The sequence below is a fragment of the Aliiroseovarius marinus genome, from assembly GCF_004360145.1.
Taxonomy (GTDB): domain Bacteria; phylum Pseudomonadota; class Alphaproteobacteria; order Rhodobacterales; family Rhodobacteraceae; genus Aliiroseovarius; species Aliiroseovarius marinus.
In genome coordinates, this window is sequence record NZ_ML178712.1 from 608,624 (window position 1) to 627,000 (window position 18,377).

Genomic DNA, 18,377 nt, shown 5'->3' on the forward strand with positions numbered 1-18,377 from the left:
GCAGGCGTTTACGCGCTTAGATCGGTCAGGATCCGGTCCATCATCGCGTCGCAGGCGGCCAGTTCGGACAGGTCTACGCCCTCGTCCGCTTTATGGCCGTCGCGCGCCATGTCGCCGGGTCCGATCACCACAGTGGGGATACCTTCAGCAGCGAAGAACCCGGCTTCGGTCCCGAAAGCGACCTTGGTGGTGCCTTGGGTGCCTGCCATTTGACCTGCCCAGCTGACGACCGGATCGTCGGTGGGCGTGTCTAGCCCGTAATAGGCGTTGGTCTGGGTGATTTCGATGGCATCGGTGTCGCCGAAAGCAGCACCGACGCGCCGAGCGATTTCGTTCAACTCGGACAGGATGTCCTCGGCTGGGGTATGCGCCAGATATCGAAATTCCATCTCTATCACGGCGGAATCCGGTACGATGTTCAACGCCCTGCCCCCGCTCATCCGGCCGATATGGACGGTGGAATAGGGGATGCTATAGGCCGCGTCGGTCGCGCCTTCTGCCAGCCGGGTTTGCAGCGCGCGGACCTCGTCGATGAATGCCGCTGCGACGTGCAGGGCATTGGTGAAATCCGGCGCCAGCGCACTGTGGCCCGCTTCCCCGTGGCATGCGACCTTCAACGCAACTTTGCCCTTATGCCCCGTCGCTACCTGCATCGCGGTCGGCTCGCCTACGATCACCGCGCGAGGGCTGCCCAGAAGCGGCGCGAGCGTTGGCATCATCTGGCGAATACCCACGCAGCCGATTTCTTCGTCATAGGAAATCGCAAGGCTGAGCGGTTCCATCAACGGGGCTTTCGCAGCCCGCTCCGCCAGCGCAAGGGCAGAGGCGAGGAATCCCTTCATATCCGTGGTGCCTCGCCCATGCAGGCGTTCGCCACGGCGAGTCAGGGTAAACGGGTCGCTGGACCAATTCTGCCCCTCGACCGGCACCACATCCGTATGCGCCGACAGGCACACGCCGCCCATTTCGGGCCCAATCCGCGCGAACAGCCCAGCTTTCTGACCGCAGGGCGACGGGATGCTCACAACGGCAAACCCCGCGCTGTGCAGCAGGTCCTGCACATAGTGGATCAGGTCCAGATTGCTGTCCTTGCTGACCGTCGGAAAGGCAATCAGCCGCTCAAGGATCTCAATTGTGCGGCTCATTGTGTCTCCTGCATTTCGGCATGTGTCCTGCGCGAGTTTTGGGCGAACGAACAGGCGCGGTCAATCCGCGGCCAGTTCGGTGATCTCGCGGCGGAAGGGCAGGGCGTCGCCGATATCCTCGCCGTCCAGCTCGCGGGCATAGCGGTGGCCAGCATAGGTCGCCCAGGCAATCGGGCCGGGGGCGTTGGCGTCGCCGATCAGCTTGACCGACTTGATCCCGGCATCCGCCCAGTCCGCCTGACGGGCCTTCAGCTCGTTGTAGACGCCGTTATTTTCCTGCTTCGCGGACACCAGAAGCACCCCGTCGCATTCAATCGCACGGCGCTGATCGGTGAAGGTGCAGTTGGTTTCCACGTGATCCTTGCCGATGGCGGTGATGCCGCGGTTCAGCTCGATTGTGACGCCCATCTCAACCAGACGGCGGTGGATTTCGTGCTGCTCTAGCGTGTTCAGGGTCCATTCGCTGACATAGGCGGCAGGCGTGACCAAAGTGACCTTGCAGCCCTTCTGGACCAGCAACTCGGCCATCACGCCCCCCATGTAATAGTGGTCGTCATCATAGATCACCACATGGCCCGAGGGGCTGGCCCCGTCCATCATATCATCCGGTGTGAACAAAGGCATCGCGGCATCGGTCGGGAACGGCACGACATGCTGACGCGAGACGCCATCGCGGCGCCATTTGGCCCCGGTGGCGATGCAGACGTTCTCGAACCCGAACTCAAGGATGCTTTCGGCGTCGAGTTCACTGTCGAAATAGGTTTCGACATTGGGTTTCTGGCTGATCTGGTACTCGCGATAGTCCACCACGCGGCCCCAAGCCGACAGGCCGGGCAGAGTGCGCTCGCGCGTCACGCGGCCGCCAATCACGGTGCCCGCTTCGGCGATAGCAACGTCGTAGCCCCGTTCGGACAGCGCGCGCGCCGCTTCAAGCCCCGCAGGACCCGACCCGACCACCAGCACGTTCGAACTGTCGCCCTTCGCGTTCATCCGTTCCGGGTGCCAGCCTTTGCGCCATTCCTCCATAAAGGTGGGGTTTTGGGTGCAGCGGCTGATCGACATGGTCATGTCGCCGGTGATGCAGATGTTGCAGCCGATACATTCGCGAATATCCTCGATCCGGCCTTCTTCGACCTTCTTGGGCAGGAACGGATCCGCGATGGAGGGACGGGCGCAGCCGATGAAATCCAGCGTGCCCGTGCGGACCATCTTGGCCATCACGTCAGGGCTGGTGAAGCGCCCGACGCCGACGATGGGCTTGTCCGTGAGCTCGTGAATGCCTGTGACCAGTTGTTCCTGCGCGGCCTCTTCCTTGAAGCGGGATGGGCCCGAGCAGTCCTCCCACGTGCCCTGCGCCAGGTCCCAAAGATCAGGCAGGTTCTTGTTCATCTCGACAAACTCGCGCACCTCGGCGTTGGAAAAGCCCAGATCGCCGATGGTTTCGTCCAAGCTGACACGCAGCGTGATCCCCATCGTGTCCCCCACGGCGTCTTTAATGTCCGCAATCACCTCGTTCACAAAGCGCGAGCGGTTTTCGAGCGAGCCACCATATTCATCCGTCCGGTGGTTGGTGGCGCGGCTGAGGAAGTGCTGGAAAATACCGAAGCCATGCGCGCCATACAGGCAGATCAGATCAAACCCGGCCAGCTTCGAGCGTTTGGCCGCATTCACAAACCAGCGGCGCAGATCCTTGATGTCCTGCTTGTCCAAAGCACGCGCCTGAACGGGATCGTTGGTGAAGGTACGGATGGGCTGGGCGGACACCGCCAGCGGCACCTCTTTCGTGTACAGATTCGGCCCATTTACGCCGGAATAGGCAAGCTGAATGCCCGCCAGCGCGCCGTTGCTTTTCATCGTCTCGGACATCTTGCGCAGCATTGGAATGTCTTTGTCTTCCCACAGGCGCAGCTCGATGAACGGCGTGATTTCCGAGGTATGGTGCATCTCGCATTGCTCGGTAAAAATGACGCCCCAGCCGCCTTCGGCCTTGGACCCGCGCATCGCCGCCGCAGCCGACGGATCGCGATAGCCGCCGCCGTTGCAATGGGGCACTTGGTAGAAGCGGTTTTTGGCTGTGACCGGCCCGATGTTCATGGGCTCGAACAAAATGTCATAGCGAGGATCGCGCACGTTTCTTCTCCTGTCAGGATCGCGTTATCGGATCAGCGTGACAGATGATCGAGTTAGGCTAAAGTCGTGCTTACGGAAGCGCGGGTTAGGCTGTGCTTAACCCCTAGGCGGGATAGCGCGGCCCGGATAATTCCAGTCGCGGATCACCGTGGCGGCGTGGTCGATGAAGGCGTTAACCGTCAGCACATTGCGCGCGCCTTCGGGGATGATCAGGCCCAATTGCATGGGGCGCTGGTCGCCCTTCAGCGGAATAAACACCAACCGCCGCCCGTCCGGGGACAGGTCGGAATAGGGTCTAATATTGGCGATTGCATAGCCAAACCCGTTTGCCACCATTGACCGCATCACCGCCATGTCCCGCGTGCGTTCGACAATGCGGGGCTTGCGGCCCGTCTGGTCAAAGAAGCTGAGGAAATAGTTGCTGCTGAGTGGCAGGTCCAACAGGACCATCGGATAGTCCAAAAGCTCGGCCACCTCGACCTCGTTCTGGCGGGCCAGCGGGTGACCTTCGGGCACCATCGCATAAGGGGGCAGGGACCGCAGGGGGACGAATTCCAGATCCGGCGGGATTTCGAGGTCATAGGACAGCGCCACGTCGATCTGTGCGCGGCGAAGCTGTTCGATCAGACTCAGTTGGTCGGTCTCGATCTGACTGACGCGCACGTCGGGGTATTTCAGTTCAAACTGCCGCCGGATCGCGGGCAAAAGCACCTGCGCAAAGGTCACAAGGCAGCCGATGTTCAAGGGCCCCTGCACATTGCCCGAGATATCGCCCGCCAGACGGTTCAGCGCGTCGGCTTCCTGCAACACCTGCTTGGCCTGCGCCATGAACTGCCGCCCGGCCTGCGTCAGGCTAAGGCCATGGGCGTGTTTGCGGACGAAAAGCGGCAGGCCAAACTCGTCCTCCAACTGCGAAATCGCCGCCGAGATCGACGGCGACGACACGTTCACCCGCTCGCTCGCCTGCGAGATCGAGCCTTCCTCGCCGACCGCGACGAAGTATTCCAACTGACGAAGAGTGAACCGCAAAGCCATCCTGCGATTATGCCTTACGGTTCAAATGGTTCAAGCCTGATACTTGATCCATGTGGTCTTCAGTGCTGTGTATTTGTCAAAGCTGTGCAGGGACAGATCGCGGCCAAATCCCGACTGCTTCATGCCACCAAACGGGGTTTGCGCAGACAGGGCGTCGACGGTGTTGACCGACACGGTCCCGGCCATCAACTTGTCCGACACGCGCAGCGCACGGCCCAGATTATCGGTCCAGACGGATGCGGCCAGCCCATAGACTGAATCGTTGGCCATCGTGACGGCCTCGTCTTCGCTGTCGAAGGGGATGATCGACAGGACAGGTCCGAAAATCTCGTCCCGCGCCAAGGGGTCGTCGTGGCTGACATCGTCAAAGATCGTGGGCGCGACGAAGCAGCCTTTGCCGTCGACATAGGCACGCTCGCCCCCGGCAACCAGATTGGCGGTTTTCTTGCCGCCTTCGACAAAGCGCATGATGTCTTCGGTCTGCTTTTCGTCGACAATTGCGCCCATCTTGGAGGCCGGGTCCAGCGGGTCGCCCGGCTGCATCCCTTCGGCGCGCGCGATCATTTTCTCAACAAACGCATCCTTGATGGACCGCTCCACATACAGCCGCGAGTTCGCCGAGCAGACCTCGCCCTGATTGAAGAAGATGCCAAAGGCGGCCATGTCGGCGGCGGCGTCCAAGTTCTCGCAATCCGCAAAGACCAGATTGGGGGATTTGCCGCCGGTTTCGGGCCAGACCTGTTTCAAGTTCGATTGGCCCGAATATTCCATGAATTTCTTGCCGATCATGGTCGATCCGGTGAAGGCCAGACAGTCCACATCCATGTGCAGACCCAAGGCCTGCCCCGCCGTGTGGCCAAAGCCCGGCACGACGTTAAAGACGCCATCCGGTACGCCCGCCTCAGCGGCCAGTTCGGCCAAACGCAGGGCGGACAAGGGAGATTGCTCGGCTGGTTTCAACACGACCGAGTTGCCCGCCGCCAGCGCCGCCGCCGCTTTCCACGTGGCCATGTCCAAGGGGAAGTTCCACGGGGTCACCGCGCCGACCACGCCCAAGGGCACGCGGGATACCAGCGCCAAATCGCCGGGGCCGGTTGGGGCGACTTCGTCATAGACCTTGTCGATTGCTTCCGCATACCACTGGAAGAAATGCGCGGATCCCGGGGCGTCGATGGTGGCGGCATCCGTCACCAGCTTGCCCATATCCAGACTGTCCAGAAGCGCCATTTCTTCAAGATTGGCGCGGATCAGATCGGCGAGCTTCAACAGCACCGCCTTGCGATCCCCCGGTGCCATACGTGACCACCGCCCATCTTCGAAGGCACGCCGTCCGGCAGCGACGGCCAGATCCACATCCGCCGCGTCACATTCGGCCACCTGCGCCAGCACCTGTCCGTTGGCCGGGTTGATGCTGTCAAAGGTCTTGCCCGACACGGCATCGACGAATTTGCCGTCGATGAACGCCTTGTTGCGGAAGGAAATCTGCCCGGCGCGGGACCGCCAGTCTTCTAGGGTGTAGTCAAGCATCTCTCTCTCCTATTCGGCGGCCACGATGGCCCTGTCCTGTCGCGCCAACCACAGCTGGAAGTCGCGGATTGTTCCTTCATAGTCATCGCCCGCCAGCGGCCCTTCGAGCGCGTGTTCAGACCCAAGCGCCACCTGCATGCGTTCCAGTTTCTCGCGGTCCTCGCGGTTGACCTCTTCCCACAGCTTGATGCGGGCGGCGATGGTCGCGTCGTCCAGATCGTCGCCATAGACGGACATGGTCCATTTCACGCGGATCTCTCCGGCGCTGAGTGGGAAAATAGACAACGAAACCAATAGGCTCGCCGCTTGGCTGGCAACCTGCGTCGGGAATTTCGCAAATAGGGTCGAGCGCATGCGTTCGTCATCGCTCAGCCCCTCGGCCCCATGCCCACGCGGCGGGATCGTGGTGGGATAATTCGCGGCGTAAGAGGTGAAATCCTCCCCCGCCAGCAGCTTGCGCGCCAATCCCGTGGGCGTATAGCCATGCAGCGTCTGCGGGTGCACCACGGACAGGTGGTAACCCTCCATGAAGTTCTCGACGAGGCATTTCCAGTTGGTCTGCCAGTTCTCTTCGGCCACGTGGATCAGACGGAAGTTTTCAGTCTCGTAGGGGGCCAGCAACCCGTCCAGATCTGGGTGATCAAACGGGGCCGCATGGCTGTCCAGATTGACGTAGATGAAGCCGTTCCACAGGTGCACATTGTGCCCATGCAGGCGGCAATTCTTGCTGTCAAACCCGGCGTTTTCCATCCGCGCGGCGCGCAGAAGCGCCCCGTCACGGCCATAGGCCCATGCGTGGTACGAGCACACAAAGCGCTTCACGTTGCCCCGCCCTTCAGCCAGCGGCATGCCGCGGTGACGGCAGACATTGGCCAGCACACGGATGTCCCCATCATCGCCGCGCACGACGATCAGCGGTTCGGACAAAAGCTGCACGGTGAAAAAGTCGCCGGGTTCGGGAATTTCATCTGTGCGGCCCAGACAATGCCAATTCCAGCGCAACACCGTAGCAGCCTCGTGTTCGAACTGCGCTTGGCTTGTGTAGTATGCCCCAGGCATGCCCATCGGGCGGTCGGCAGGCAAGGCGGCCAAATCCTGAAGCTTCGTTCTTAAATCACCCATCTTACCCTCCGTTTCCTGTTGCGTTTTGGGGTTATTCGTCGCCGGGGACGCCGTAGGACGGCGCCTCGCGCGGGTCGAGCGCGCGTTGGACATAGGCGTCCAGCTGCGGCTTGTAGATTCCCCACGCGGTGGCGATGTTTTCGATCGGACAGTCCTCGGTCCAGTCGCAGCGCAGATCGGCGACGGGCCACGCGACCTTGTCGACCAACATCATGCCTGCGGAATGGATTGGCCCCGCTTCGCCGCCTGCGGCCAGCCCAGCGCGCATCGCGGCGATCAGCCGGTCGCCCAGATGGCCGGAACTGGCCAAGAACCCGTCCACAATCGCCTGCGGCACGCCGTCATTCGCCAACAAGTTCCCGCCCGAGGCCACATCCGGCCCCTGCGCCTGTGTCCAAATACCAAGGCTATTGGGTCCGGAATGGATGGCCGTCGCGCCATTTTTATCCACCGCCAGAACCTGCCGGTATTCGATAAACCGGCCCAGATCCTTCACGCCGGCAATCGCCTCGCCCGCGGACATGCCGCCTTGCATCATGTCCAGCGCCAAGGGGCCAAGGGTTGGGTCGGTCACGTTTTGTGACGCCACCGCGCCAACACCCGCGCGGGCATAGGCGCAGCGCGCCGCCACCGCAGGGGATGACGACGAGATCGCAATGCCAAACATGCCCGTGTCGGCGCAGCGCGCCACCAGTGAAAAGGTCATCACATCACTCCGGAATGACGGCGGTGCCGTCGATTTCAACCAGCCACTCGGGCCGCGCCAGCGCCTGCACCACCAGACCCGTCGAGACAGGGTGCACGCCTTTGATATACTCGCCCATGGTGCGATAGACGGCCTCGCGGTGGCGGACGTCGGTAATGTAGACGACGACCTTCACCAGATGCTCCATCTCGCCTCCGGCTTCTTCGATCAGCTGGCGGATGTTCTGCATCACCTTGTGGGTCTGCTCGACCGGGTCATGGCTGTCGATGTTGACGGCATCGTCCAGATTTTGCGGGCACTGGCCGCGCAGATAGACGGTCTTGCCACCCTGTGTGACCACGGCCTGACACAGGTCATTGTCGAGATTCTGTTCGGGATAGGTGTCCGAGGTGTTGAATTTGCGAATGCGGGTATGGGCCATTGGGCGTCCCTTTATGTGGTGTTAGGTGGCGGCGCGTCCGGCCTCGATCCGGGCCATCAGATACTGCGCGAAGTCATAGTTTGGGCGTTCCAAGTGGCTTAGATGCCCCGGCACGGCGCGGTCGGACGACAGGCCTTTGAACACTTTTTCGGTACAGCCGCGATCTTCGACATTCACGTCATCCAGAAGGGTCTTCAGGGCGGCAAAGTTCTCTTGCGCGTCTGCGTCATCGGCATAGTCATCCGACATCCCGCCGCCAAACCGGATCTGCACCTGGCCCGGTCCCTTGGGGTGCAACGACAAGTACCAGAAATAGCCCGGCGTCAGCGTGATCAGCAGGCTGGGATAGATCGCCAGCAGGAAGGTGGTGCGCCGTTCCTCGCCCTTCAGGCGGTCGTTCGATGGGTGCGCCATCGCGATGCGCAGCGTCTCGTCCTTCAGGATGGTGTGATAGTTGAACGCAGGTAAACCCGGCGGGCAGACCATATCCTCGAGCTTCGACAGACCGCCGATGGTGCCTGCGTGACAAACCGGCAGGTGATAGCTTTCCATGAAGTTCTCGGCCAGCACCTTCCAGTTGGTGTCCCAGACGTGTTCTTCGTAAAACGCTTCGGTGTAGTTGGTCATGTCATAGCCCGCGACCATGTCTTCGACTTGGCGAAGCTGATCAGATACGTCAGGCGCGTCTTGGTTCAGAGTGATGAACACCCAGCCCAGCCATTCCTGACATCTCACCTGCGGCAGCTGGTACTGGTCCTTGCAGAAGCCTTCGTTCAGGGTCATCGCCGGGGCGCCGCGCAGGCTGCCGTCCAGATTGTAGGTCCAGGCGTGATAGGGGCAGACAATGGCGCGGGTCTTGCCGTTTCCGTGCAAGAGCGTCGACATGCGGTGCAAGCAGACGTTGGACATGGCGCGCAGCTCGCCGTCGCGATCACGGATGACCAGAACCGGCTGACCGGCAAGCTCGCAAGTGGTGTACTGGCCCGGCTCTTTCAGCGCATCCGCCCGACCCACGCAGAACCAATCCTTCGAGAAGATGTGCTCCAGCTCTTCCTTCAGAAACGCCTCGGACGTGTAGACCGAGGGCGGCATGGCATGGGCCTGCTCGAACGGCTCGGCGGTGTTCTGGCGAAGTTCCTCTACGGGGTCGATATGGTCTTTTGCCATCTGGGATCCTTCTCGTTGAGCTTATTCTGCAGCCGAAGACACAACGGCCGCCTGACCGTCGTAATCCAGATAGGCGCGCTGGGTTGCGATCTGATCTGCCACGTGTTTGGCGTCGTGCCAGACCCCCCACAGGAAGGTCGAACCGCGGCGGGATTGCCACGGCAGGCCAAGGAAATAGACATCCGGTTCGACCGACACGCCACGCTGGTGGATCGGCGCGCCCTTGTCGTCGAAGGCGTCGAATTTCATCCAGTCGAAATCCTGCCGGAACCCGGTGGCCCAGATGATTGTGGTGATCCCTTCCTTGGCCAGATCAAGCGCGTGGATCGGGTTGGTCAGGCAGTCCGGATCGGGGAAGGCTTCACGGGCTTCGGGCTCTTCCGGAAGGGACAGGCCGGTGCGTTCCACATAGGCGTCAGCGGCGTCCAGCATCTCGTTATAATTCGCATCGCCCGCGGCCACATTGGCTTGCAGATCGTCACGGAAGGTCAGTGTGCCGTCCTTGAACCCCTCGGTCAGGCCCAGAAGCGTGACGCCTTCACCCGCCAAGCGGCGGAAATCCATCGTATGTCCGCCATAGGCCCCAGAGACCGAGATCGTCACATGTTCTGTCCCCGGGTTTGGCGCGGCCATGTCCCACAGGCCCAGCACACCCAGCCACCAGACGAAATCGCGGCCACGATAGCGACGCGGTGGGCGATCATGCGGCCCAACCGACAGGAACACTTTACGGCCCGCGCGGTTCAGCTCGTCCGCGATCTGGGCACCCGATGATCCCGCACCAACAACCATCACCGCCCCATCCGAGAGCTGTGACGGGTTTTTGTAATGGAAGGAATGGATCTGATCGACCCCGGCCGTTTCCGGCACGATGGGCGGGATCACCGGATGTTGGAAAGCGCCAGTTGCGGCGACAATGCGCTTGGCGTGGATTTCACCGTCCGAGGTTTCGACCCGGAACCCGGCCTGATCGGGCAGGCGTTCGGCTTTCAGCACCTCAACCCCGGTGCGCACGGGCGCGTTCACCATCTGCGCGTATTCTTCCAGATAGTCCGCCACGCGGTCCTTGGTGACGAATTCGTCCGGGTCATTTCCTGTGAACTCAAGGCTGGGGAATCGGTCGTGCCAGACGGGTCCGTTGGTCACAAGCGCGTCCCAGCGCCCGGTGCGCCATGCCTCGGCGACGCGATTCTTTTCCAGAATCAGATGCGGCACGCCACGGCTTCCAAGGTGTTCGCTTAGGGCAATTCCGGCCTGTCCGGCACCAACAACAAGCGTATCAATGGTTTCAACGGGCATGTGTCTGGTCCTCTTGTCTGAATGTCGTGTCGGCGCAGGCGTGCTGGCCGGGTGCGCCGTGGTCGGCGGTCGCATTACATTGGCACGATGGGGCCGACAGAAAAGAATGTTCTGTGTCAGCCGTGATTAGGCAGTGACTAACATCTAGGCAGCTTGAAAAGGTTAAGCCTAAGCCAAACTTCGCAAGATACGTATTTTTCCAATGCCGCGCGGCTTCTAGCCTTTTGATACTGACTCGGAGGTCACCATGCGCGGACAACTCAATCCCCCATCGGGGGACATCATTGCTTTGCACGTATCAAGATCTCCCAAACGACGGAGAGATCACAATGAATGACGACGCCCAAATCGCGGTGGACGTGCGCGATGCGGTGAAACGCTATGGCGATTTCACGGCGCTTCAGAAGATCTCACTCGGGATTCGCGACAACGAGTTTTTCACGCTGCTTGGCCCCTCGGGCTGCGGTAAGACCACGCTTTTGCGGATGATCGCCGGGTTCGAGGACGTGACCGAAGGTGCTATTTTCCTTTATGGCGACGAGATTGCGACCCTCCCCCCACATCAGCGCCCGGTGAACACGGTGTTCCAAAACTATGCATTGTTCCCGCACATGACCATTTTGGACAATGTGGGCTTCGGGTTGGAGATGCGCGGCAAATCGAAATCCGAGGCCCGCGCCCGTGCGGGTGAAATGCTGGAGCTTGTCCAGCTGTCGCAATTCGCTGCCCGCAAGCCATCGCAATTGTCGGGGGGACAGCAACAACGCGTGGCGCTTGCCCGCGCGCTGGCGCCTTCGCCCAAAGTGCTGTTGCTGGACGAACCTCTCTCTGCTCTGGACCTGAAGCTGCGCAAAGCCATGCAGATCGAGCTGAAACACATCCAGCGTGAAACCGGCATCACCTTCATCTTCGTGACCCACGATCAAGAAGAGGCCCTGACCATGTCCGACCGCATCGCCGTCATGTCGGCGGGCCGGATGCAGCAACTGGGCGAACCCAAGGACATCTATGAACGCCCGCGCAACATGTTTGTGGCCGACTTCATTGGGGAAACCAACCTGCTGGAAGTGTCCGTGGATGCGATCAATGATGGGCGTGCCATTTGCCATCTGGGCGGCGGGCACGAGCTGACCTGCAACGCGGTGGACGAGGTGGGCGTCGGGTCCAAAGTGCACATGTCTGTGCGCCCCGAACGCCTGTTCCTGTCGGACCAGCCGACGGAATCGGAAAGCCTGAAGGGCACCATCGTCGAGAACATCTTTATCGGCACGGACATCACCACCATCATCGACCTGAATGATGGACCCAACTTCACCGTCCGCACCTCGAATTCAGATCGCGGCAACAAGCGGATCTTTGAACCCGGCGCGCAGGCCTATGTGAATATGGAGGCAGGCTCGGCACGCCTGTTGGTCGACTAATGGCGGGGGGTGCGGCATCTGGCGGCTCGTCTGCTGCAGACACCTATGCCGGCGCGCGCAACTGGCTGTTGATGCCGTCATGGGTGGTGTTGATCGTCTTCGTGCTGGCTCCGGTCTGCATGATGCTGATCTATTCCTTCCTGACGAAAGAATTCCGCGGCGGTGTGATCTGGGAGTTCTCGCTGAAGGCCTACGACCAGTTCTTCTGTGATCGCGGCTTGTTCGGGGACGAGCCTTGCGCGATTGAATGGACCTATATCACCATCTTCTGGCGCTCGATCTGGCAGGCAGGGGCGGCGACGATCCTGTCCCTGATCATTGGCTTCCCGACTGCCTATTTCATCGCCACCCGGCCCGAGCGGACCCGCGCCATGTGGGTGTTCCTGATCACCATCCCCTACTGGGTGAACCTGCTGATCCGCACCGTGTCGATGAAGTTCCTGCTGCGCGACCAAGGCCCGTTGAACGATTTCCTGATCAGCATCGGCCTGATCGACAGCCCGCTGCATATCATCAACACCAACCTCGCGGTGCAGCTGGGCCTGTTCTACAGCTACCTGCCCTTCATGGTGCTGCCGATCTATGCCTCGGTCGAGCGCTATAACTTCGCGCTGTCCGAGGCCGCTGCAGACCTGTACGCCACCAAATGGACCACACTGCGGCGCATTCTTTTGCCAGCCGTGAAACCCGGCGTGATTGCGGGCTGTATCCTTGTCTTCGTCCCGTCGCTGGGCGCCTTCCTTGCGCCTGACCTGCTGGGCGGGGCCAAAAACTTCATGATCGGCTCGCTGATTGAAGAGCAGTTCAAAGGCAATGCAGGCAACTGGCCGTTCGGGGCCGCGGCCTCGATGATCCTGCTGACCATGGTTCTGATCATCTTGCTGATCTTCGCCCGTCAGCAACGCAAGGCGGAGGCCACGTCATGAGCGCCAAGACCGATGTAAAAACCTATTCCGGCTTCAAGTTCATGACCTTGCTGTGCTTGGTCATCCTCTATGCGCCGCTGATCGTCGTGACGGTCTATTCCTTCAACGCGTCGAAATCGATCACGGTGTGGGAAGGGCTGTCGCTGCGTTGGTACGCCGACGTTTTCGTCGGGCCGGAAAGCGGCAAGTTCAAACAGGCGGCGATCAATTCCTTCGTCATTGCCATCGTTGCGGCCACGATCTCGACCACAATCGCAACCTTGGCCGCCACGGCGATCGTGCGGGGCGGAAAGTTCCGCTTGCGCACGGCATCCCTTGGGCTGATCAGCCTGCCCCTGATGGTGCCGGAAATCGTCACCGCCGTTGCGCTGCTGATCTTCTACAACTCTATTGGGTTTGATCGCGGGTTGCTGACCATCCTTGTGGCGCACATCGCCTTTTGCATCCCCTTCGCCTATCTGCCCATTCAGGCCCGCATGCAGGGGATCGAGGATACCTATGAACAGGCCGCGATGGACCTTTACGCCACCAAGGCACAGGCCTTCCGCCGCGTTCTGCTGCCCCTGATGATGCCCGGCATCATCTCGGGCTTCCTGCTGGCCTTCATCGTCAGCCTGGATGACTTCATCATCACCAACTTCGTCAAAGGTGCAGGGGTGGAAACCTTGCCCACGGCGATTTTCGGATCGGTGAAACAGGGCCTCAAGCCCAACATCATGGCGATCTCGACCATGCTTCTGGCTGTGTCGATCGTGATGGTGACCATCTCGTACTTCGTATCGAAGTCCGACAATACGAAATAATCACAGGGAGCTAACACAATGAAACTTCTTACCCAATCTGCCATGGCGCTGGCCCTGATGGCCAATACTGCCGCTGCCGAGGGCGATCTGGTCGTCTATCACTGGTTCGAATACATGCCTCAGGAGCTGCTGGATAAGTTCACCGCTGAAACGGGCATCAACGTCACCATGGACACCTACGATTCCAACGAAGCGATGCTGGCATCGCTCAAGGCTGGCGGCATGGGCACCTATGACGTGGCGGTTCCCGGAGACTACATGGTGGCGATCATGGCCGGCGAGGGGCTGCTAGATACCATCGCGGATGGCGAGCTGGCCAACAAAGGCAACATCGCGCCGGAATGGGCCGACCCAAGTTTCGACCCGGGCCGCACGCATTCGATCCCGTATCAGTGGGGCTCCACCGCGTTCTCGGTCGATACCGAAGCCTATAGCGGCGACATCAACACCACCGACATCCTGTTCAATCCGCCGGCCGAGCTGTCGGGCAAGATCAACATGCTGGACAGCCAAGGCGAAGTCATGGCGCTGGCCTCGCTTCACATGGGCATCCCGCAGTGTTCGTCCGACCGCGAGCAGTTGAAAGCGCTGAACGAGATGCTGGTCAACGCCAAGGCGCATTGGGCCTCGTTCAACTCGGACACGGCGAAAGAGGTTCTGGTCTCGGGCGATGTGGCGGTCGGCATGATCTATGACGGGTTCGGCGCGAAGGCGCGGGCGGAAAAAGCATCGCTTCAATACGCCTTCCCGACGCAGGGCTATGTGGTCTGGATGGACAACGTGGTTCTGTTGAAAGACGCGCCCAACCGCGATAACGCACTGAAATTCATGGACTTCCTGCTGCAGCCAGAGAACATCGCCGCGGTATCGAACTATGCGCGCTATGGCGCGGGCGTCAGCGGTGTGGGTGATTTCCTTGACCCTGAATTGGCGACCTTGCCGGAAGCCAACCCGCCCGCCACCGCCGGTCAGGGCGCGTTCATCGAGGTCTGCGACGAAGCCACTCAGGCCGTCTATGACCAGATCTGGACCAACGTGAAAAAGTAAGTCTTAATGACGGTAAGGGGCGGCTTCCGGGCCGCCCTTTTTCTATCTGCGGAGGCCGGAATGGAAACCATCTTTACCGAGAAACATCGCCTGCGAAACTCCAAGACCGAACTGTGTGGGGGCGAGCTGGTCGAGCCTTTCGAACGCCCCTCGCGCGCCGAATACATTATCGACCGGGTGCGTCAGGTGGGGCTGGGCCCGATCTCGGACCCCGATGATTTCGGGATGGAGCCGATCTTGGCGGTGCATGACGCAGGCTTTGTGGATTTCCTGCAAACCGCGTGGGACGAATGGGTCGCCGAAGGCTTCAAGGGCGAGGCATTGACCACAGTCTGGCCCGCCCGCCGCATGTCCTCCCACATCCCGCGCCATATCGAGGGCAAGCTGGGCTACTACGCGCTCGCCTGCGAAACCTCAATTTCCGAGGGTACATGGGAGGCCGCCTATGCCGCCGCGCAAGTCGCCCTGACCGGGGCCGAGCGGATCCGTCAGGGTGCGACTTCCGCATTCGCGCTCTGCCGCCCGCCGGGGCATCATGCGGCCATCGATATGTTCGGCGGCTACTGCTTCGTGAACAACGCCGCCGTCGCTGCGCAATACCTGCTGGACAAGGGTGCGAAACGGATCGCCATTTTGGACGTGGATTTCCACCACGGGAACGGCACGCAGGACATCTTTTATGACCGTGATGATGTGCTGTTTCTGTCGATCCACGGCGACCCGATGGACGCGTTCCCGCACTTCCTTGGCCACGAGGACGAGACAGGCACAGGCGCAGGTGAAGGTTTCAACGTGAACTATGCCCTGCCGCCCGGCACCAGTTTCCCGGCATGGCGCGCGGCGCTGTCGGACGCGCTGGCCCGCGTGGCGGACTATGCGCCCAATGTGCTGATCATCTCACTTGGGGTGGACACGTTCGAAACCGACCCGATCAGCTTTTTCAAGCTGACCAGTGACGATTTCACCACCTATGGCGCGGATATCGCCACGCTGAACCTGCCCACGCTGTTTGTCATGGAGGGCGGCTATGACATCGACGAGATCGGCATTAACGCTGTGAACGTGCTGCAGGGATTTGAAGGCGGGGCGTAAGTGCCCCACCCCTCACCGCATCACAAACGGATTGGCCATCGGCTTGTCCGAGGTGCTGATCCACGTGGTTTTCGTGCGGGTGTAATCCAACACTGCCTCAAGCCCCGCCTCGCGGCCATAGCCGGACTGGTTATAGCCACCGAAGGGTGCAATCGGCGACACGGCGCGATAGGTGTTCACCCAGCAAATCCCCGCCTTCAGCCGCGCCGACACGCGATGCGCGCGGGCGACGTTTTCGGTGAAGACGCCGGATCCCAGCCCGAAGGGCGTGGAATTGGCGATGGCGATGGCTTCCTCTTCCGTGTCGAAGGGGATCAGGGACATAACCGGCCCGAACATCTCGACCTTCAAGGTCTCAACGTCGGTGTTGGGGCATTCGACCAGCGTTGGCGCCATGTAGTTGCCGGGGCGGTCCAAGGGCGCGCCTCCGAACCGGATGGTTGCCCCGCCGTCGCGGGCGGCTTGCAGGGTGGTTTCGATGGTTTGCACCTGTGCCGCCGTGCAAAGCGGGCCGATATGGGTGTCCGCCGACAACGGGTCGCCGATGACAACCGGCTGCATCTTCTCTTCGATCCGCTGCACAAGCGCATCAAAGATCGACCGATGCACCAACCCGCGCGACCCCGCCACGCAGCTTTGCCCCGAGGCCCCGAAGTTCCCGGCGATCAGCCCATTGGCCGCGCCGTCCAGATCCGCGTCTTCAAACACCAGAATGGGGGATTTGCCGCCCAGTTCCAGCGAGGTGACCGCGAAGTTTTCGGCCGAGTTACGCACCACATGCCGCGCGGTTTCCGGCCCTCCGGTAAAGGCGATGCGGTCCACATCCGGATGGCGGGTCAGAGGGATGGCGCAGTTTTCTGCATCCCCCGTGATGACTGACACGACGCCGGGCGGGAAGCCTGCCTGCCCGATCAGACGTGCGAATTCCAGCATCGGGGCAGGCGCGATTTCAGACGCTTTCAGCACCACAGAACAGCCCGCTGCCAAGGCCGGACCCAGCTTCGTCGCGGTCAGGAACATCTGCGCGTTCCACGGCACGATGGCGACCACCACGCCGATGGGCTCGCGCTTGGTGAAGACATGCATGTCGGGCTTGTCTATGGGCAAAACCGCCCCTTCGATCTTGTCCGCGAGTCCCGCGTAGTAGCGGTAATAGTCGCCGACATAGGCCGACTGAGACGAGGTTTCGGCCAACAGTTTCCCACTGTCTGTCGTCTCGATCTCGCCAATGCGCTGGGCATTTTCCTCGATCAGTTCGGCCAGACGATACAGAAGTTTGCCCCGCTGAGTTTGCGTCATGTCGCGCCACGCCGGGTCGTTCAGAACCCGACGCCCGGCGGCGATCGCTCGATCCACATCCGAGGGCGCGGCACAGGCAAATGTCGCCCAATCTTCCCCCGTCGCCGGGTTTTGCGTGGCCATGACCTGCCCGTCGGCCCCATCGGACCATTGACCGTCGATAAACAGCTGATAATGCGGTTTTTGTTCCATCTGATCCCTCACTGAAACGCTGGCATGACGTCGTCGATGAACCGCGCCAGCGACTCGCGCTTGCGTTCAAAGCTCATGCCGCTGTCGATCCAGAATGAATACTCATCATAGCCCAAATCTTCGTAGCGTTTGATCTGGTCGATGACCTCCTGCGCGGTGCCGATGGTCAGATCGCGCTTCAGGTTCTCGGGCGCCATAATTTTGTTCGCGGCCATCTCTTCCTCGGTCAGCTCCTGAATTAGACCCTGACTGACCGGACGCTTATTCTGGAACCACGCGCCGAAATAGCAATAGAAGCGCGACAGCTCTTTCGCCGCCTGATCCACATCCGCCGCGTCTTTGCCCACATAGGTGTGATGCAGCAGCATGATCTTCGGGCGCTTGCCGTCATAGCCGTCACACGCCGCGTTGAAACGCTCCATCAGGCTTTCGATTTCCTCGATCCCTTGCCATAGCGGGGTGACCTGAATGTTGAAGCCGTTCTGCACGCCAAATTCGTGGCTATTGGGGTCACGCGCGGCGATCCAGATCGGCGGACCGTCCTCCTGTGCGGGTTTCGGGGCCGAGGTTGTGGCGGGGAACTGGAAGAACTCGCCTTCATGGGCGCAATCGCCTTTCCACAGCTGCGGGACCAGAGGGGCCATCTCGCGCATCCGCTGACCGGCCTCCCACGCGTCCAGACCCGGCATCAGACGTTCATATTCATAGGAATACGCCCCGCGCGCGATGCCCAGTTCAATCCGCCCGTCGGTCATTAGGTCCGCCGACGCGGCCTCGCCTGCCAGTTTGATCGGATGCCAGAAGGGCGCGATTACCGTGCCGGTGCCAAGGCGCACATGCTTGGTGTGGTGGGCCAGATTGACCAGCGTCAGAAACGGGTTCGGAGCTATGGTGAAATCCATCCCGTGATGTTCCCCGGTCCAGACCGCCCGCATCTTGGCGTCGTCGGCCATTTTGCACAGCTCGATGAATTCGTCATTCAACTGCGCTTGCGACTGGTCGGGGGTGATGCGCTCCATATGGGCGAACAGCGAAAATTCCATGG

Annotated in this window: 16 protein-coding genes; 5 read left to right on the forward strand and 11 right to left on the reverse strand. The window is 61.0% G+C overall.

The genetic code is table 11. The features are described 5' to 3' along the window. Positions 1-8 precede the first annotated feature (8 nt). The 9 genes from argE to EOL43_RS03170 all read right to left on the reverse strand — a co-directional run bounded on the left by argE (position 9) and on the right by EOL43_RS03170 (position 10,552). Entirely contained in the window at positions 9-1,145 is a 1,137-nt protein-coding gene (gene argE / locus EOL43_RS03130; protein WP_133485407.1) for an acetylornithine deacetylase, read from the reverse strand. A 60-nt stretch (positions 1,146-1,205) separates the two neighbouring features. Next, positions 1,206-3,275: an oxidoreductase gene (locus EOL43_RS03135; protein WP_133485409.1), complete on the reverse strand. Its 2,070-nt coding sequence runs from the start codon at positions 3,273-3,275 to the stop codon at positions 1,206-1,208. Between the two features lie 96 nt (positions 3,276-3,371). Further along, on the reverse strand, positions 3,372-4,310 hold the full coding sequence (locus EOL43_RS03140; protein ID WP_133485411.1) for a LysR family transcriptional regulator: 939 nt from the start codon (positions 4,308-4,310) through the stop codon (positions 3,372-3,374). A gap of 30 nt (positions 4,311-4,340) precedes the next feature. Next, positions 4,341-5,837, reverse strand: a complete 1,497-nt coding sequence (locus EOL43_RS03145; protein WP_133485413.1) for an aldehyde dehydrogenase — start codon at positions 5,835-5,837, stop codon at positions 4,341-4,343. A 9-nt stretch (positions 5,838-5,846) separates the two neighbouring features. Beyond that, a complete protein-coding gene (locus EOL43_RS03150; RefSeq protein WP_133485415.1) occupies positions 5,847-6,959 on the reverse strand; it encodes an aromatic ring-hydroxylating oxygenase subunit alpha in 1,113 nt (370 codons plus the stop codon). A 31-nt stretch (positions 6,960-6,990) separates the two neighbouring features. Beyond that, complete coding sequence (locus EOL43_RS03155; protein WP_133485417.1) at positions 6,991-7,665, reverse strand: DUF1028 domain-containing protein; 675 nt, start codon at positions 7,663-7,665, stop codon at positions 6,991-6,993. A 4-nt stretch (positions 7,666-7,669) separates the two neighbouring features. Beyond that, positions 7,670-8,086 (reverse strand): RidA family protein, encoded by a 417-nt coding sequence (locus EOL43_RS03160; RefSeq protein WP_133485419.1) that lies wholly within the window; start codon positions 8,084-8,086, stop codon positions 7,670-7,672. Positions 8,087-8,107: 21 nt separating this feature from the next. Continuing rightward, on the reverse strand, positions 8,108-9,253 hold the full coding sequence (locus tag EOL43_RS03165) for an aromatic ring-hydroxylating oxygenase subunit alpha (RefSeq protein ID WP_133485421.1): 1,146 nt from the start codon (positions 9,251-9,253) through the stop codon (positions 8,108-8,110). Positions 9,254-9,274: 21 nt separating this feature from the next. Then, complete coding sequence (locus EOL43_RS03170; protein ID WP_133485423.1) at positions 9,275-10,552, reverse strand: flavin-containing monooxygenase; 1,278 nt, start codon at positions 10,550-10,552, stop codon at positions 9,275-9,277. A gap of 329 nt (positions 10,553-10,881) precedes the next feature. On the opposite strand from EOL43_RS03170, the gene EOL43_RS03175 reads away from it, so the two are divergent. The 5 genes from EOL43_RS03175 to EOL43_RS03195 are packed head-to-tail and all read left to right on the forward strand — an operon-like array spanning position 10,882 to position 15,841. Further along, complete coding sequence (locus EOL43_RS03175) at positions 10,882-11,973, forward strand: ABC transporter ATP-binding protein (RefSeq protein WP_133485425.1); 1,092 nt, start codon at positions 10,882-10,884, stop codon at positions 11,971-11,973. Continuing rightward, positions 11,973-12,899 (forward strand): ABC transporter permease, encoded by a 927-nt coding sequence (locus EOL43_RS03180; RefSeq protein ID WP_133485427.1) that lies wholly within the window; start codon positions 11,973-11,975, stop codon positions 12,897-12,899. The genes EOL43_RS03175 and EOL43_RS03180 overlap by 1 nt, the downstream gene beginning before the upstream one ends. After that, positions 12,896-13,702 carry an ABC transporter permease gene (locus tag EOL43_RS03185; RefSeq protein WP_133485429.1) on the forward strand — a complete coding sequence of 269 codons (807 nt, stop codon included), beginning with the start codon at positions 12,896-12,898 and terminating at the stop codon, positions 13,700-13,702. Before EOL43_RS03180 ends, EOL43_RS03185 begins: the two co-directional genes overlap by 4 nt. An 18-nt stretch (positions 13,703-13,720) precedes the next feature. Beyond that, entirely contained in the window at positions 13,721-14,749 is a 1,029-nt protein-coding gene (locus tag EOL43_RS03190) for an extracellular solute-binding protein (protein WP_133485431.1), read from the forward strand. Positions 14,750-14,809: 60 nt separating this feature from the next. Continuing rightward, entirely contained in the window at positions 14,810-15,841 is a 1,032-nt protein-coding gene (locus EOL43_RS03195) for a histone deacetylase family protein (protein ID WP_133485433.1), read from the forward strand. 12 nt (positions 15,842-15,853) lie between these two features. Here the strand turns inward: EOL43_RS03195 and EOL43_RS03200 are convergent, their stop codons facing one another. Together EOL43_RS03200 and EOL43_RS03205 are read right to left on the reverse strand one after the other, a co-directional pair. Then, positions 15,854-17,332, reverse strand: a complete 1,479-nt coding sequence (locus EOL43_RS03200) for an aldehyde dehydrogenase (protein ID WP_133485435.1) — start codon at positions 17,330-17,332, stop codon at positions 15,854-15,856. Between the two features lie 8 nt (positions 17,333-17,340). Beyond that, positions 17,341-18,375, reverse strand: a complete 1,035-nt coding sequence (locus EOL43_RS03205; protein WP_133485437.1) for an LLM class flavin-dependent oxidoreductase — start codon at positions 18,373-18,375, stop codon at positions 17,341-17,343. Between the last annotated feature and the right edge of the window lie 2 nt (positions 18,376-18,377).